The 15,242-nt window shown below is 62.6% G+C and carries 15 protein-coding genes; 8 read left to right on the top strand and 7 right to left on the bottom strand.

The genetic code is table 11. The features are described from left to right. Positions 1–5 precede the first annotated feature (5 nt). From LQ144_RS06755 to LQ144_RS06735, 5 genes are all read right to left on the bottom strand, one after another. Positions 6–1,493, bottom strand: a complete 1,488-nt coding sequence (locus LQ144_RS06755) for an aldehyde dehydrogenase (RefSeq protein ID WP_230117806.1) — start codon at positions 1,491–1,493, stop codon at positions 6–8. After that, positions 1,483–2,235 (bottom strand): alpha/beta fold hydrolase, encoded by a 753-nt coding sequence (locus LQ144_RS06750; protein WP_230117805.1) that lies wholly within the window; start codon positions 2,233–2,235, stop codon positions 1,483–1,485. The genes LQ144_RS06755 and LQ144_RS06750 overlap by 11 nt, the downstream gene beginning before the upstream one ends. Then, entirely contained in the window at positions 2,236–2,790 is a 555-nt protein-coding gene (locus LQ144_RS06745; RefSeq protein ID WP_230117804.1) for an amino acid synthesis family protein, read from the bottom strand. Further along, positions 2,787–3,398, bottom strand: coding sequence for an amino acid synthesis family protein (locus LQ144_RS06740; RefSeq protein ID WP_230117803.1), 612 nt, complete (start codon positions 3,396–3,398; stop codon positions 2,787–2,789). Before LQ144_RS06740 ends, LQ144_RS06745 begins: the two co-directional genes overlap by 4 nt. Before the next feature lie 115 nt (positions 3,399–3,513). Continuing rightward, positions 3,514–4,194, bottom strand: coding sequence for a GntR family transcriptional regulator (locus tag LQ144_RS06735; protein ID WP_230117802.1), 681 nt, complete (start codon positions 4,192–4,194; stop codon positions 3,514–3,516). A gap of 141 nt (positions 4,195–4,335) precedes the next feature. Here LQ144_RS06735 and LQ144_RS06730 point away from each other — a divergent pair, with 141 nt between their 5' ends. From LQ144_RS06730 to LQ144_RS06695, 8 genes are all read left to right on the top strand, one after another. After that, on the top strand, positions 4,336–5,274 hold the full coding sequence (locus tag LQ144_RS06730; protein ID WP_230117801.1) for a flavin reductase: 939 nt from the start codon (positions 4,336–4,338) through the stop codon (positions 5,272–5,274). A gap of 101 nt (positions 5,275–5,375) precedes the next feature. After that, positions 5,376–6,806 carry a cytosine permease gene (locus tag LQ144_RS06725; RefSeq protein ID WP_230117800.1) on the top strand — a complete coding sequence of 477 codons (1,431 nt, stop codon included), beginning with the start codon at positions 5,376–5,378 and terminating at the stop codon, positions 6,804–6,806. A 121-nt stretch (positions 6,807–6,927) separates the two neighbouring features. After that, positions 6,928–7,413 carry an NUDIX domain-containing protein gene (locus LQ144_RS06720; protein ID WP_230117799.1) on the top strand — a complete coding sequence of 162 codons (486 nt, stop codon included), beginning with the start codon at positions 6,928–6,930 and terminating at the stop codon, positions 7,411–7,413. Continuing rightward, positions 7,410–7,865 (top strand): riboflavin kinase, encoded by a 456-nt coding sequence (locus LQ144_RS06715; protein WP_230117798.1) that lies wholly within the window; start codon positions 7,410–7,412, stop codon positions 7,863–7,865. Before LQ144_RS06720 ends, LQ144_RS06715 begins: the two co-directional genes overlap by 4 nt. A 32-nt stretch (positions 7,866–7,897) precedes the next feature. After that, complete coding sequence (locus LQ144_RS06710; RefSeq protein WP_230117797.1) at positions 7,898–9,424, top strand: NAD-dependent succinate-semialdehyde dehydrogenase; 1,527 nt, start codon at positions 7,898–7,900, stop codon at positions 9,422–9,424. Next, positions 9,421–9,984 carry a cysteine hydrolase gene (locus LQ144_RS06705; protein ID WP_230117796.1) on the top strand — a complete coding sequence of 188 codons (564 nt, stop codon included), beginning with the start codon at positions 9,421–9,423 and terminating at the stop codon, positions 9,982–9,984. The genes LQ144_RS06710 and LQ144_RS06705 overlap by 4 nt, the downstream gene beginning before the upstream one ends. 1,715 nt (positions 9,985–11,699) lie before the next feature. After that, positions 11,700–12,266, top strand: coding sequence for a recombinase family protein (locus LQ144_RS06700; protein WP_230117795.1), 567 nt, complete (start codon positions 11,700–11,702; stop codon positions 12,264–12,266). Positions 12,267–12,764: 498 nt separating this feature from the next. Beyond that, entirely contained in the window at positions 12,765–13,340 is a 576-nt protein-coding gene (locus LQ144_RS06695; RefSeq protein ID WP_230117794.1) for a hypothetical protein, read from the top strand. 19 nt (positions 13,341–13,359) lie between these two features. Here the strand turns inward: LQ144_RS06695 and LQ144_RS06690 are convergent, their stop codons facing one another. Together LQ144_RS06690 and LQ144_RS06685 are read right to left on the bottom strand one after the other, a co-directional pair. Further along, complete coding sequence (locus tag LQ144_RS06690; protein WP_230117793.1) at positions 13,360–13,557, bottom strand: hypothetical protein; 198 nt, start codon at positions 13,555–13,557, stop codon at positions 13,360–13,362. Positions 13,558–14,266: 709 nt separating this feature from the next. Next, positions 14,267–15,208, bottom strand: coding sequence for an aldo/keto reductase (locus LQ144_RS06685; protein WP_230117792.1), 942 nt, complete (start codon positions 15,206–15,208; stop codon positions 14,267–14,269). Between the last annotated feature and the right edge of the window lie 34 nt (positions 15,209–15,242).

The raw sequence follows: 15,242 nt of genomic DNA, 5'->3' as shown, positions 1-15,242 counted from the left end.
GGTGTTCAGCTCCTCATGATGAAGGGGTCGGCGAGCGGCGATTCGTCGGTGTTGATCCAGACGCTCTTGACCCTGGTGTATTCGCGGATGCTCTCGATGCCGTGTTCGACGCCGACGCCGCTGGTCTTGAAGCCTTCCCGGGGTGATTGGGGCGACATGGCGCGGTAGGTGTTGACCCAGATGGTGCCGGCCTCCAGGCGGCTCGCCATCCGGTGCGCCCTGGAAAGGTTGGTGGTCCAGATTCCGGCGGCCAGCCCGTAGCTGGTGTCGTTCGCCAGAGCCAGGACCTCTTCCTCTGTTTCAAACGACATGATCGCCGCGACGGGGCCGAAAATCTCTTCCCTGACCACACGCATGGAATTGTCCACATCGGTCAGAACCGTGGGTTCGAAGAAGTAGCCATTGAGGCCGGTGTTGGGCCGGCCGCCGCCGGTCAGGACCGTGGCACCTTCGGAGACGCCGAGATCGACATAGCTGGCGACCTTGTCACGCTGGTCCTGGAAGGCCAGCGGCCCGAGTTCGGTGGCGTCCAGGAGCGGGTCGCCGATGACGATGCTCCGGGCGCGGTTGGCGACCCGTTCGAGCAGTTCGTCGTAGACGGACTTGTGCGCGAAGACGCGGCTGCCGGCGATGCACGTCTGGCCGGCCGCGGCGAAGATGCCGGCCACCACTCCCATGGACGCATTGGCTATGTCCGCGTCGGCGAAGACGATGTTGGGGGATTTGCCGCCCAGCTCAAGCGTCGAGCCGATAAAGCGGGACGCGGTTGAGGAAGCGATGCGGGCACCTGTGGCTGTGCTGCCGGTGAACGAGATTTTCGCCAGCCGGCGGTCTTCGACCAGCGCGGCACCGGCTTCCGCGCCGAAGCCGGTGACGACATTGATGACACCGGGCGGGAATCCGGCTTCGTCGGCCAACGCGGCCAGGCGCAGAACGGTGGCGGAGGTGTATTCGGACGGTTTGATCACGATGGTGTTGCCCGTCGCGAGGGCGGGGGCGAGCTTGCTGGTCGTCAGCGTCAGCGGCGAGTTCCATGGCGTGATGGCACCCACGACCCCGAGGGGCTCGCGAAGGGTGTAGTTCAATACCGCTCTGCTGGAGCCAGGGATGGTATCGCCCTGGATCTTGTCAGCCAGGCCGGCGTAATAGTAGTAATACTCGGGCATCGCGGCGAGCTGAGCGCGCATTTCCCTCAGGAGCTTGCCGTTGTCTTCGGATTCCATGCGGGCGAGTTCGTCCGCGTGCTCGCCCACCAAGTCACCCAGGCGGCGGAGAAGATGCCCACGCTTCGTCTGGCTGAGGTCCCTCCATGCGGGATTTTCGAAGGCTGCCGCTGCGGCTGCCACGGCCCGGTCGACGTCGGCGTCGTTACCGCGCGCGGCCTGGTACAGCACATCGAGGGTGGCCGGGTTGGTGCTGTCGAAGTATTCCCCGGATGACGGCGGAACCCAGACGCCGTTGATGAAGTGTTCGTAGCGGCGATCAGTGGACATGTGAATGCTCCTTGAACAAAGCGGTCAGGGTGTTGGCGAGCTCTTGGGGCCGTTCCACTGGCATCATGTGACGAGCCCCGCTGATGACGGAATATGTGCAGCCCGGGATGGCCGCTGCGAGCCGGGCGCTCATCTCCGGCGTCGACCCCGGGTCCAGCTCACCGGTCACGGCGTGGGACGGAACGGTGATCCGGGGGAGTTCGGGTGCGATTTCCGCGTCTGCCGTTGCGAAGACGCGGTAGCAGGCCAGGAAGGACTCGGGGTCATTGCGAAGCAGGACTTCCCTCGTCGCCTCGATGATTTCGGCCGGGACGGGGGACCCTTCCGGGTACCACCGCCGGATTGATGCTTCCACCGTTGCCGGAAAGTCTGATTCCGCTGAGGCCAGCCGCGTCATCACTGCGGCGTGTTCCTCGGCCGTACGGGCGCATACCGATCCGACGGATACCAGGGAGGCAACCAGATCGGGCCGGAACCGGGCCAGATGCTGCGCGACGAGGGCGCCCAGTGAAAACCCCACGACATGGGTGCCCGGTTCGAGGCGCTCCGCGACGTCCGCCGCGAGCTCTGCCAGTGTCACGCCTTCGGGGGCAGCTTTTCCGCGGTGTCCGTGGCCCAGTAGTTCGAGAACCTGAACATCGTATTCCGGTTCGAGGAATTCTCGCAGGGGTCCCCACATCGAACCGTCGAGGCCGACGCCGTGGATCAGGGCTACGCGGACGCGGCTCACGACGGAGGTCACCTACTTCGTTTCTGTGGCGAACGCCGCGAGGCGCTGCTGCGGGCGTCCCTGGGCAGCCGCGGCGAGGGCGATCACGATTTCGTCAGCATGGGGTGCGTCGTTGATCCGGACCTCGATGCTCTGGTGGTGGGAGCGGATGGTCGCATCGGTGATGTGTTTGAGCGGAATGTCGAACACGACGCCGGCAGGTCCGCGCTTTTCCACGGCAGGCAGTAGCGTGGTGGCGTTGGCAGCGTCACGGAAGTGGTTTCCGAAGGCAAGGGTGTGGATGAGGCCTGAACCGTGCTCGATTTCACCGTTGAGGCCCACGATGGCGGCTTTGCCGTAGGCTTCGGCGGGGGCGCCGAGGGCTTCGAGTACGCGGGGTGCGAGCAGGGCGCCGATGTCGGAGGCGTTGGCGTCGATCCCGGCGGAGAGGTCTTCAACGAAGCCCTGCCCGGCCCAGGGGTTCTTGACGATGGCGGCGACGACGGCGACCCGCGCAGTCGGCGCGACCTCCCGGCCACCTTCGATGAGGACGTCTTCGGTCAGGGTGACGATTTTTCGAATGCTCATGAAACTAGTTCTCCTAGGTTTTCTGCTTTAACGATGGGGTCGGTGAGCCGGTCCCCGATACGCGCGTGCGGGCGGGGTCCGGTTGATGCGCCGAGGACGACGACGATCTCTCCGGGCCGGGGTGCGTCGCTGATCCGGGTGGTGATGGTTTGGTAGTGCGTGCGTGTGGCGGCGGCGTTCTTGTGCCAAAGGGGTACGACGAGTGAGGCGCCGGCGTCGGCCCGGTCGTCGGCGAAGCAGATGATCGATTCGCCGTCGAAATATTCCCGAACAAGGTTGCCGAAGAACGGCGTGTGGATGAGGGCGGCGCCGTGTTCAATCTCGCCGTCGGTGCCCACAATCGCTGCCTTGCCGAAGGCTTCGATTGCGTCCACGCCCCCGAGTTCCTTAGTTAGCACGTGGGTGAGTTTGCGTGCCAGCACCGGGGCGAGCCGGATGACTTCCTCGTTCAGGTCATTGGTGGCCTTTCCACCCAACCAGGGGTTGGCTACGACTGCCGCGGCAGTTGCGCGCACTGCCGGGACGGCGGGGGAGAGGCCGTTTTCGAGCAGGATCTCCTCGCTGTAATAGACGATCTTGCGGATGCCCAGGCCCTGGTCGTTCAACATTTGGTCCCGCCTAGGGCGGACTGCTTAGGGGAACCGTAGTCCTCGGCTGCGAGGTCCACGGGGGCGCCGAGGGCCGGGAATGTGGAGAAGCGCATGGCTTCCTTTCGTGGTTGGTTCAGTTCCGGAGCGACTGCACCGGTTCGGTGAGGGCCTCTCGGGACGAGGCATGGACGTGGTTCCTCATGGCGGCTTCTGCGCCGAAGGGGTCTTTGTGTTCGATCATTTCCAGTACTGCGCGGTGTTCCCGGGTGGAGGCTGCGAGCCGGCCCGGGTGTTCAACGGTGCGCAGGACCAGCCGCTGGTATGCGAGCTGGTTCATCAGCCGTCCATAGTGCTCGACAAGCTTGAGGTTGTCCGAGCCCCGGACGATGGTCCAGTGAAACTCGTGTACCAGTCGGGCGTAGGCCTCTGTGTCGTCCGTGAGGACTGCGGCCTCGGAGTCCTCGAGGTTCAAGCGGAGCGCGGACAATTCCGTTGTCCCACCGCGGCGCGCGAGCAGCGACGCTGCGAGTCCTTCGAGGGACTCCTTGATCTGGAACAGCTCGATGATCTCCCTGCGGGTGGGCTCGCGGACGAACGTGCCCACCTTGGGACGTATCTCCACCAGTCCCTCATGCTGAAGCTGCTTGAGGGCTTCCCGGACAGGGGTGCGGCTGACGTCGAACTCCTGGGCAAGGAAAGCCTCCGGAACAACGGCACCCGGCGGGAAGTCACCCCCCAGGACCAGCATCCGGATCTTGTCCAAGAGGTTCTCCCGCTCAGCCGCCTCAACACTCAGCATCGTTTCTTCTTGCATGCATCACAGCTTATGTTGCATGCAAGAAGGGAGTCAAGGGAGAGGTGCGTCCTTTTGCCTAAGTTCACAAATTCCGCGCCATTGCGGGTTTTTGTAGATTTTTGTTGACTCGATCGTGTGATCTGCCTTACCGTCATTGGTATGCAACAGACACTTGAACCGCTGATCACATCAGCCTGGCTCGCTGCTTGGGACAAGGGTGACCTCAATGCCCTCGACGGCCTCGTGGCAGCTGGCTACAAGCGCACCAGTAAGGCGACAGGCGCAACCGTCGACATCACTGGTCTCAAAGAAGAGATCGCCGCAGTACGGGAAGCCTTCCCGGACCTGCGCACGACCATCGATGACATCGTCGAAGGCTCGGAAACAGTGGCCGTCTTCTGGACCTCCACTGGCACCCACACCCAGGAATACCTCGGCGTCCCGGCAACAGGACTTACCGTTCAGACCAGGGGCTCGAACATCCTGATCCTCCAAGACGGGAAGATCACGAAGGAAACGGTCACGTGGGACGGGAGCGAACTGCTCGCTGGTCTTGGGATTCGCCCCTTGCGCGGGATCGCCGCGCCGGAGGTTGGAGACGGCGGCGACTTTCCCGAACTTGACGCAGACCTGATGAAGGCGTTCAACCGCCAATTCATCACGGGCGTCACCGTGGTCACCACCAAGGAAGGCGAAACCCCCAAAGGACTGGCAGCAAACTCCTACTGCTCAGTCTCCATCGAGCCGCCACTAGTGCTCGTCTGCGTCCAGAAGACCTCAAGCACCTACCCTGCGCTCTTCTCCTCGAGCCACCTCGGCATCAACATCCTGGGAACAGGGCAGAAGGACACAGTCCGTGTGTTCGCTTCCAAGGCCCCGGACAAGTTTGCGGAACTCGACTGGCACGAGGGCCCGAACGGAAGCCCGCTCCTGGACGGCTCGGCCGCATCCCTCGAAGCCGAAATTCAGGAACGCTTCCAAGCAAAGACCCACACCGTCTTTATCTGCCGGGTACGGCATGCCGAGATCGACAACACGGCACCCATGGTCTACAAGGCCGGGCATTTCTATGACGGCGCACAGCTCGCCGAACTGTAAGTTCCGGCGCGGCTGACCGCCCTCGGACAGGAAACCAGCCGCGCCGACCCAATCTGCTCGTAAGCAGCGCACCGCAGTGCGCATCCAACTTTAGGACAATCATGAGCCCAGACACCATGCGCGCTGCCGAAAACAGTGTCGCCGAAGACCGCGGGTACCGCGACAGCCTCACCAAAATCGAGCCCTACGGCATCGAACACATCCCTGACGTGGAACGCCACGGCAAGCCCCGATCGCAGTTTTTCCTCTGGTTCGCGGCCGGCATGAACTTCCCCATCGTCGTCCTCGGCTTCAGTGCCGCCTATTTCGGGCTGCCCTTCTGGGCCGCCGTCCTAGCGATCGTCCTCGCCGGCATAACCTCCTCGGCAGGAATGGGATACCTGTCCGCCATGGGCGTCCGGCTCGGCGTCCCACAGCAGATGCAGGGCCGGGGACCTCTCGGATTCATCGGTAACCTGTTCCCGGTGGCATACGTGAATGTCTTCGCCGGCATCGGATGGGCCGCCGTCACCGTCATCCTCGGCGGACAGGCCATCTCACTGCTGACCGGCATTCCGTTCTGGCTCTCGTCCCTTATTCTCATGGGCATCCAGCTCGGAGTGGCCGTCATCGGATACAACCTGATCCACTTCCTCCAGCGCATCCTCTCCTTCGTCCTGGTGATCGGCTTCGCCTTCATCACCATCGTGGCCGCCGCCAACGGACGAGTCATCAACGTCGCCGACACAACCGCCCCCGGCTTCAACGGGATCGGCGGATGGATTGTCTTCTTCGGATGGTTCTTCTCCTTCATCGTCGCCTGGATGCCATTCGCCTCCGACTACTCCCGCTACCTCCCCAACACACCGGGCAACAGGCGCGGTGCCAGCTGGGCGACCATGCTCGGCAACTTCATCACCCTGGTCTGGATGGGAATCCTGGGAACCGTCCTCGGATCCACTACCAGTGCCTCCGACAGCATCGGCGCCCTCAAAGAAGTCCTGGGACCCTGGGCCGCCATCGGACTCGGCGTCGTCGCGTTGTCATCCTTCACCCAAAACTTCCTGAACGTCTACGGCGGCGCCATATCCATCCAGACCATGGGCGTGCCCGTCAAACGCCACACCGCCGTCGTGGTCATCTGCGTCGCCTCATACGTCGTAGCCTTGTTGGGCCAGGAAGGGTTCAACGCAGGTTTCACCGCGTTCCTCAATCTGACGGCGTACTGCATCGCCCCATACGTGGCTGTCCTCGTGTGCGACTACCTCTTCGGAGGTCGCCGCACCGAACGAGGCCTCCGCGAACTCTTCGACAAGAGCAGGAAATTCGAATGGGGCTTCGTGGCCTGGGCTGCAGGCGTCGTCATCTCCTCCCCATTCTGGATGTCCTCGATCTACACCGGCCCCATCGCGGCCGCGTTCCCCCAAATCGGCGACCTCTCCTACTACGTCGGAGCCGCCGTCGCGACCGGCGTCTACTTCGCCACCCACCGGCGCCAGCGCCTCTCGGGACACAAAATGCTCGACCGCAGCATCGCCGGGCAAACCCTCTAAGACCAGGTGGCTCCCCGACCGACAGGCGGGGAGCCACCTGTCCCATCCACAACAGCCATGGACGCCACCGCCACACGGTAGAACCGCATCCGCCCAACAACCGAGCCGGACAAGGATCGACATGAGTATCGCACCGCTCCTACGGGTAGGCGGAGTGGCACATGCACTCGCAGAATGCCAGCCCCGCACCGTGGTGGCCGTGATCATTCAGTGGCGAGGACGGATCGCCCTGTTCAAACGAAGCCAGTCCGTCGGACATGACCGCGGACTCTGGCATTGCATCACCGGATATCTCGAACCTGGCACCACGCCTGAAGGGCAAGCCCTCACAGAACTTCGCGAGGAAACAGGGCTTACCGAGAACGACCTGACTGATTTCCGGCAGGGGACGCCGCTTCTGTTGCCAGACAAGCAGGGCAACCCGTGGTTGGTGCACACCTTCACAGCCGTCACCCGGCGCCGCAGGCTGACCATCAATGACGAACACGACACTTTCCGCTGGACGGCGCCTTCGAAGATAAGGCGATTCAGCAACCGTGTGACGTGGCTGGATCAGGTCCTCGAGGCCGCCCCGGTACCACCGGACCAGCACGGAACAGGATCATGACAGTCATTCAAGGCATCGTTGAACACGGGGACGAACGAGGCAGGACACTCGGATTCCCCACCGCCAACATCCAGCTCTTCGATAACCAGGCCGAGGACGGGGTATGGGCTGCGGTGATCCGGACCGACTCCGGAAAGCCCTGGCTCGCGGCAGTTTCCATCGGACGACGGCAGACGTTTTATGCCCAGACCGGGAACAAATTGCTCGAAGCCCACCTCCTTGACTTCAACGACGACCTCTACGGGCGGCAGCTGACCGTCACCCTGACTGCCAAGCTGCGGGATCAACAAACCTTCTCGACCATCAACGCCCTCACCGAGCAACTGCACCACGACGTCACAGCAACCCGGAACTGGGCACAACAGCACTATCGTTGGCTCGTTTCGCCAGGATCGCACGAGAACGGCGCCGCGATTTGGCCGCTGCCCCGGACGTTGGCTGCTGCACAATGACCAACTCACAAGGACTTTGGAAGGAGCCCTAAGTGGCTGAAGGAAACACCACGACCACCGAGACCGTAATCACCGGGCCTGAAGCGAGGCTCCTCGCCTCCGTGCCCACCGGCCTCCTCATTAATGGACAGTGGCGGGACGCGTCCGACGGCGGCACGTTCGACGTGCACGACCCCTCCACCGGCGAGGCCATAGCCACCCTCGCCTCGGCCACCAGCCAGGACGCCGTCGCGGCGCTCGACGCGGCCGACGCCGCCCAGGCCTCCTGGGCGCACACCGCACCACGGGAACGGGCCGAGATCCTGCGCCGCGCCTTCGACCTGGTCACCGATCGCGCCGAGGACTTCGCGCTGCTGATGACCCTGGAAATGGGCAAGCCCCTGGCCGAAGCCCGCGGCGAGGTCATCTACGGCGCCGAGTTCCTTCGCTGGTTCTCCGAAGAGACGGTCCGCGACTACGGCCGCTACCTCACTACCCCCGAGGGCAAAAACAAGATCCTCGTCCAGCACAAACCGGTAGGACCCTGCCTGCTCATCACCCCCTGGAACTTCCCGCTCGCCATGGCCACCCGCAAGGTCGCCCCCGCGATCGCCGCAGGCTGCACCATGGTCCTCAAGCCCGCCAAACTCACGCCGCTGACCTCCCAGCTGTTCGCCCGGACCATGCTCGACGCCGGCCTGCCCCCCGGCGTGCTGAACGTGGTGTCCTCCTCCAGTGCCGCCGGGATCTCCGGTCCGCTGCTCGCGGACCCGCGCCTACGCAAGGTCTCCTTCACCGGCTCCACCCCGGTAGGCAAACGACTCATCGCCGACGCCGCACAGAACGTGCTCCGCACCTCCATGGAACTGGGCGGCAACGCCCCGTTCATCGTGTTCGAAGACGCCGACCTGGACAAAGCCGTCGAAGGCGCCATGGCCGCCAAAATGCGCAACATGGGCGAGGCCTGCACCGCCGCCAACCGCTTCCTCGTCCAGGAATCCGTGGCACAGGAATTCACCGCCAAGTTCGCCGCAGCCATGGGCGCCCTGACCACCGGCCGCGGCACCGAACCGGACACCCAAGTCGGCCCGCTCATCGACGCCAGGGCCCGCGACGACGTCCACGCACTCGTGAGGGCCGCCGTCGCCGCCGGCGCCACCGCCGTCACCGGCGGCACACCCGTGGACAGTCCCGGCTACTTCTACCCGCCCACCGTCCTGGCTAATGTCCCGAACGACGCCGAGATCCTCCGCCAGGAAATCTTCGGCCCCGTCGCCCCGGTGACCACCTTCGCCACCGAAGAGGACGCCATCCGGCTCGCCAACGCCAGCGAATACGGGCTTGCCTCCTACCTCTACAGCCGCGACTTCAACCGGCTTCTACGCGTGGCCGAACAGATCGAGTTCGGCATGGTCGGCTTCAACGCCGGCGTCATCTCCAACGCCGCAGCACCCTTCGGCGGCGTCAAACAATCAGGGCTCGGCCGCGAAGGCGGCACGGAGGGCATCGCCGAATACACCACCACCCAATACATCGGCATTGCCGACCCCTACACCGGCCGGGAAGGCCAGAAATCATGACGGGCAGCCCGAACGTGGTCCCGCCGGGCGGGCAAAAGCGTCATCTGGTCGTGATTGACATGCAACGTGCCTTCCGCCAAGAAGGGGAGTGGCACATCCCTCGCTACGACGAAGCGGCCCGAACCATCGCACGTCTGGCGGCATCCGGACTGGAACCCATCAGCACACGCTTTATCCCCGACCCTGCGGAGAATGGCGCGTGGTCGTCGTACTACGACCGCTGGCAAAGCATGCGCCTGGATCCCGCCGATCCCATCTGGCACACCGAGCTTCCAGACATTGAGACCCGAGGCTCCATCGACCTTCCAACGTTCTCCAAATGGGGGCAAGAGCTGGCCGAACTGATTCCGGTCGGGGAAGAGATCATCCTCACCGGTGTGGCAACTGACTGCTGCATCCTTGCCACCGCCCTGGGTGCCGCGGACGCAGGTCGATATGTGACGGTGGTCGAGGACGGGTGTGCTGGTCAGAGCGACGCTGCGCATGTCCAGGCGCTCAACCTTCTAGAACTACTGTCCCCAATGATCAACGTCGTCAAAAGCGATGCCCTCCTTACCTGACTGTTGCAATGCGAATCGGGGCAATGTGCAGAGGCCGGGGAGAATCGCCAGCTCATTACAAGGGTGCCAATATCAAGTGGTGCTCGGACGGCACTGGCCGGAGCCACAGCGAAGGTACGCATCCGGCACCCCGCGGACCGAACCGGTCATTTACTAATGAAACCGTCCGGACCCACGCACCGTTCAGACAGTCCCGTTGGGAGAAAACGCCACCAAATGCGGGCAGGAAACAGCCTCTCTTGAAGCCGCTCCCCCACGTATTTTGGAGCGCCGATAAGCGTCGTTACGTAAGGCTAGGGGCTAAAAGGGCTCCCCTAACGAAAAGCGCTTTGCGTGCGGACTATTGCGGCACGGTTAAGCAAGCTTTGTATATCCGAATTTGTCGTTTTCATCTTCGTGCCGAAATTCCCGCTTCAACTTGCTTAACGAAACCCATTGTCGCCAAGAACTGCATGGCCTCAGTGTAAGTTGCACCTATCCGCATCTCTCTCCGCCCGGAGTCTTCGGGCCCGGCGGGGTCCATTAGTGAATGTGTAGTCCACATAACGGAAGTAGGCTGGCCTCGTTACTCGTAGGAGCCCTTTGTCAAAGTACGCCTGCTGTACCAGTCCGCTGTCATACCTCAAGGTGAGCTTGGTATCTCCGGCTGATATGTCCCTTACATCCAAGCCGGCTGCCCCTGGGTTCGGGGAAAGCGGCACGACTGCTTCGTAGCCAAACGCAGAGGTCCCGAATTGGGTTATCACGAGCGCGAAACCGGCGAGGCCAACGCTACCCCCGATAGCCACCCTTGTGACAGATCCTGGATCCATGCGATGGACCTTGACGGCGAGCAGAACCCCCATAGCTGCCAGTGATATCCAGAAGGAAAACATCAGCGGAGGCATGCCGACCACAGCGGGGATTTCCAGAGTAATGCAAAGAACCCAAGGAACGACAAGCGTGTTCACTATCCCTATAAGCACGGCCATAGTGGTCCACCACGCATTTGGACCCTTGCTCGCTTGAATAACTAGCGCCACTACGGCTGCCGTAGCCAATGTCACTAACCAAAATCCCAGGTCCGCTCCCGCCGTGTTCTCTGACTGAAAGCGGGAGCTCGGTGTTACCACCATAAAGGTCAAAATGGAAGCACCAAAAGCAAGCAGGGGGATGTGAAGGCCGCCTCCGAGGCGGCCTCGATGGGCCCCCCGCCCCAAAGGTGTTTGGCGAACGGTCTGGGAAAGTAGACGCCGCCGGTTGTGCCAGCCCGGGGCCCTCCTTCCCTTTCGAGATGAAGGGGAAGGAAAGGAGGAAAAACTGCTTCTCATATGTCCATCCTCAGAGCCGGGCGCCAATCCAGTCGTACAAGCTTAGGACCTCTCTGGTCTTCCGGGAGAACTAATTGCCCATCCCGATCGTGCCGAACCTGGAAGAGCGGGAAGCCTCAGAAATCGTCTGGATGCGGGCTGTCAGGACCGGCATGTCTCCAGGATCTACCTGATCAACGCGGGCACTGGCATCGAACCCTAGGGGTTTGCCGCCTGAGACGAAAATGATGGACCATAATTCCCTGGATATGCCTCTGTACCTACAGCTGCCACGCGATCTGGCGCAGGCAGGTCTTTGGGGCATTCTTAGCTGCACCCAAAACTGTTGATGTCCACACCTGGTCTTGACTTTCTTCTGGAAGGAGCCTAGAACTCAACCTGACAGGACGATGGTTGGAGGTGCCGATGGCTGGCCAGCGGATCGGGTACGTGCGCGTAAGCACGCTGGACCAGAACGAGAAACGCCAGCTTGACGGCCACGTTCTGGACCGGGTCTTCACGGACAAGGCCTCCGGCAGGGATACCGCGAGGCCAGAGCTTACGGAGTTGCTGCGGTTCGCCCGTGACGGGGACACCGTGGTGGTGCACAGCATGGACCGGCTCGCTCGTAACCTCGATGACCTGCGTGCCCTTGTCCAAGGCCTAACCCGAAAAGGAGTTCGAGTGGAGTTCATCAAAGAGAGCCTGGTCTTCACCGGCGAGGACTCCCCTATGGCCAATCTCATGCTCTCCGTCATGGGCGCCTTCGCCGAATTCGAACGCTCCCTCATCAGGGAACGCCAGCGGGAAGGCATCGCCCTTGCCAAGCAACGTGGCGCATACAAAGGACGGAAAAAGACCCTCACGCCAGAACGGGCCGCCGAACTCGTTCAGCGCGCCGTCACCGGTGTTCCAAAAGCCCTCCTTGCCCGTGACTACGGGATCAGCCGGGAGACCGTCTACCAGTACCTCCGGCTCGCAAAGCTGGAATGAGTTTCGCCGCCGGGCCGGCATTGCGTATATCCGGAGTCGCCGTAGCCTGACGGAATATCCGTTATCGACGTTCTAAAATGGTCGGGGAGGGACCTGCATATGGATCCGCTTCACCTGCTGATGAGAGTCCTGTCGGCCACGACCCGGCGGCATGTGGTTGACGCCGATGCTATAGATGGTCTCCTTCTCGCCGTCAGGCGGTTTTACTGATTGTTGTGGCTGACCTCGGTGATGGCGACCTGGCGACGGTAACCGCAACGCCGTTCTCGAGGGAGTCCACTTCGAATACTTCAGTTTGACCCTAGTGCGCTCGGTGCAGGAAGCCACGCTTGAAGCCTTTCGGTATCAGAAGTATCTGCCCGCTGTACATATGCGCAGGGCTTAGCTCCGGCGGCGCTTCCCTTCCAGCCCACGAGGCCCTTGAAACCCAACAGCTTGGGTGCCACACTGCACTATTACGAGGGGTCTGGGGGGTCCTGCGCGACGAGAGGACCTCTGATGAGAAAACAACCAGGAGCAAGGTTCACTGTGCTCACGGCCGTGGCGGTCGTCGCCTTGGGCCTGACAGCCTGCACCGGAGGAGAACGGGAAGCTGCCGTTCAGCTCGCGAAAAGCGCAACGTCCAAGGTTTCCAGCGCAGTGGGCCACGACGCCGGAGAAATCAAAGTCGCCGCCTCTGATGCGTCCAAACTTGCCAGCCGGTATCACACCTCTGCTGAGGAGGTCACCGCCGTGGCAGGGCAAGCCGACAACTACAGCGGCTGGTCGATCCCTCAAGCGAGTGCAGACCGGATGGCGGAAATAGCCAAGGCCGCAAAGAAGAACAAGGCTGTCTCCGCGGGGGTCGACATCGCCTGCGCCTGGGCAGCAGGAGAGATTAAGAACTCGGAGCAGTTCCAGAGCTCCCTGGTCGATGCCACGGTCGGAATGGCCTATAACGACGCGTATGCGTTCCGACAGGCCACCGAACAGCTCGCGGATAGACTGACGAAAATGCAGGCCGAGGGCACAACCAAAGACAAAGCTGCCGCAGCCCTGTTCTGCTACGGCTACTCGGTTGTTCAAGTGGAGTAACCCGGCGAGAGCCTCTCGACTATTTGGCCTGATTGGGGTCCCATTCGTCCGGCGGGTCGCGCTTCTCCAAGGTCTGGATGAGCGGGTCATACCCCTCGTCCGGTGCGCTGTGGTTGGTGGCATTCGTATCAGTCGGGCGGTCCTTTGCAGGAACATACGCGCCCTGGTGCCGGCCCAGTGTGCTTGGGGCGGCTGGTCCGGCGAAACGAGCTGGCATTAGCTTTACGGAATCACGGCTATCGGCGGTGGGTTGTAGCACCTCCGCGCCGCGAGCGGAGAGCCTCGTCCCTGCGCCGTGGCTTCGGACTCGTTTCGCCGCCAATGACGGCATCCCATTGATCTAACCGTCAGCATCGGGCACTAATAGACCGCCGCGAGCTCCGGACCATGCAGGCCCGTGGTTTTTTCACGGGGCCGAAAAACCTGGCTGAGCTGGTCGCGGCGCGCCCCTTCGCATGTCCCGCCAGGGCGGCGCCGCCGATCCCGACGGGCTGGCCAGAAAGCTGGCACTTCTCCTGGAAGGGGCGCAGGCGCTCGGCATGCCCCCTTTGCATACCGGCTACCCGCGCCTGGCACACGCTGCCGCCCGCCAACTCATCCAAGAAGCCCTTCCCTTGGCTCCCAACAAAGCTCCTGCACCCACGAAACTCAGATGACGTTCGGCACGCTGGCCAGGATGTAATCGGTCGCGGCAGGACCGGTCATGGCCAGGGCATTGCTCGTGGGACTGATGCCATGCACGTCCTTCAGCGCCTTAAATTCCACCAAGGGAGGGGCCCTTGGGGAGTGGGTGATCAGGCACCAGATGGTGTACAGGCCGTACAGTGCATCGGGCCCGAGTCCTGGTCCTGCCTCCCGGTCGGCAGCGATGGCTTCGGCAAGAAACCGGTCAAAGTGGGCGGAAACGTCGAACTCACGACCTGTGGCTAGCCCAGTTCTCCCGTACCGGCAGCGGCCAGGGGAAGGAGCTGGGACCAGAGTTCAGCCGGAATGTCCCATTCGGCCAGACGTGCTGTTTGGTCGACGCGGCCGGGTTCGGACATGCCGACGATGGTGGATGCTACGCGGTGATCGCGGGTGGAGAACTGAAGGGCGGCGGCGGCCAGCGGCACCGAGTACATCTCACATAGTTTCTGCATCTTTCGCACGCGCTCGATGATGGCCTGGCTGGCCGGTCCGTAGCAGTAGTTGGGAACGGTGTCGGGGCCTTTGACGAGCATTCCGCCACCAAACGGTGCGGCGTTGACGAACGCCACGCCCCGGGAGGCTGCGTCCTGAATGAGCGGTTCGGCTGTTTGATCCACAAGGGTGTATCTGTTGTGGCTGATGACGACGTCGAAGGCGTCTGTTGCCAGATACTTCAGCTCAAGGTCGATGGGGCCGCCGGCGACGCCGAGGTGTTCGATCACGCCCTGGTCTCTCAGTTCAATGAGGGCCTCGAGGGGACCGCCGGCCGCGGTGCCTTCTTCGAAGGTGATCTTTTCGGGATCGTGGAAGTAGACGAGCTGAAGACGGTCCAGGCCGAGCCGTTGAAGGCTTTCCTCCACGGACCGGCGGACACGGTCTCCCGAGAAGTCCCTGGTCCCGACGATCGGGTCTACCTTGGTGGCCACGACGAAGCCCTCCGGCACGCCGCCCGCTTCCGCGAGGGCCTGGCCGATCCGGCGTTCGCTGTCGCCCCCGTGGCCGTATTCGTTGGACGTGTCGACGAAATTGAATGGACCTTCCATGACTTTGCGGATGGTCGCAACGGCGGTGTCAGTGCTGACTTCGTAACCGTACTGAGTGGGATGGCTGCCCAGGGCGCTCGTTCCCACGCAAACGGGTGAGACTGACAGCCCGGTACGGCCAAGAGCTCGGTTTTCCATGCTTTTTCCTTTGCTTATCTGTTGTGTACGACCA

The sequence above is a fragment of the Arthrobacter sp. Bi83 genome, assembly GCF_918698095.1.
In the GTDB taxonomy this organism is placed as follows: Bacteria; Actinomycetota; Actinomycetes; order Actinomycetales; family Micrococcaceae; genus Arthrobacter.
Note: the sequence above shows the minus strand (reverse complement) of the source record. Positions and strands in the feature narration are given on the sequence as shown.

What these genes read in the sequence shown, in the direction of transcription:
- LQ144_RS06755 (WP_230117806.1), bottom strand. Translation starts at nt 1,493, where the DNA reads ATGTCCACTGATCGCCGCTACGAACACTTCATCAACGGCGTCTGGGTT.
- LQ144_RS06745 (WP_230117804.1), bottom strand. Translation starts at nt 2,790, where the DNA reads ATGAGCATTCGAAAAATCGTCACCCTGACCGAAGACGTCCTCATCGAA.
- LQ144_RS06740 (WP_230117803.1), bottom strand. Translation starts at nt 3,398, where the DNA reads ATGTTGAACGACCAGGGCCTGGGCATCCGCAAGATCGTCTATTACAGC.
- LQ144_RS06735 (WP_230117802.1), bottom strand. Translation starts at nt 4,194, where the DNA reads ATGCAAGAAGAAACGATGCTGAGTGTTGAGGCGGCTGAGCGGGAGAAC.
- LQ144_RS06730 (WP_230117801.1), top strand. Translation starts at nt 4,336, where the DNA reads ATGCAACAGACACTTGAACCGCTGATCACATCAGCCTGGCTCGCTGCT.
- LQ144_RS06725 (WP_230117800.1), top strand. Translation starts at nt 5,376, where the DNA reads ATGAGCCCAGACACCATGCGCGCTGCCGAAAACAGTGTCGCCGAAGAC.
- LQ144_RS06720 (WP_230117799.1), top strand. Translation starts at nt 6,928, where the DNA reads ATGAGTATCGCACCGCTCCTACGGGTAGGCGGAGTGGCACATGCACTC.
- LQ144_RS06715 (WP_230117798.1), top strand. Translation starts at nt 7,410, where the DNA reads ATGACAGTCATTCAAGGCATCGTTGAACACGGGGACGAACGAGGCAGG.
- LQ144_RS06705 (WP_230117796.1), top strand. Translation starts at nt 9,421, where the DNA reads ATGACGGGCAGCCCGAACGTGGTCCCGCCGGGCGGGCAAAAGCGTCAT.
- LQ144_RS06700 (WP_230117795.1), top strand. Translation starts at nt 11,700, where the DNA reads ATGGCTGGCCAGCGGATCGGGTACGTGCGCGTAAGCACGCTGGACCAG.
- LQ144_RS06695 (WP_230117794.1), top strand. Translation starts at nt 12,765, where the DNA reads ATGAGAAAACAACCAGGAGCAAGGTTCACTGTGCTCACGGCCGTGGCG.
- LQ144_RS06690 (WP_230117793.1), bottom strand. Translation starts at nt 13,557, where the DNA reads ATGCCAGCTCGTTTCGCCGGACCAGCCGCCCCAAGCACACTGGGCCGG.
- LQ144_RS06685 (WP_230117792.1), bottom strand. Translation starts at nt 15,208, where the DNA reads ATGGAAAACCGAGCTCTTGGCCGTACCGGGCTGTCAGTCTCACCCGTT.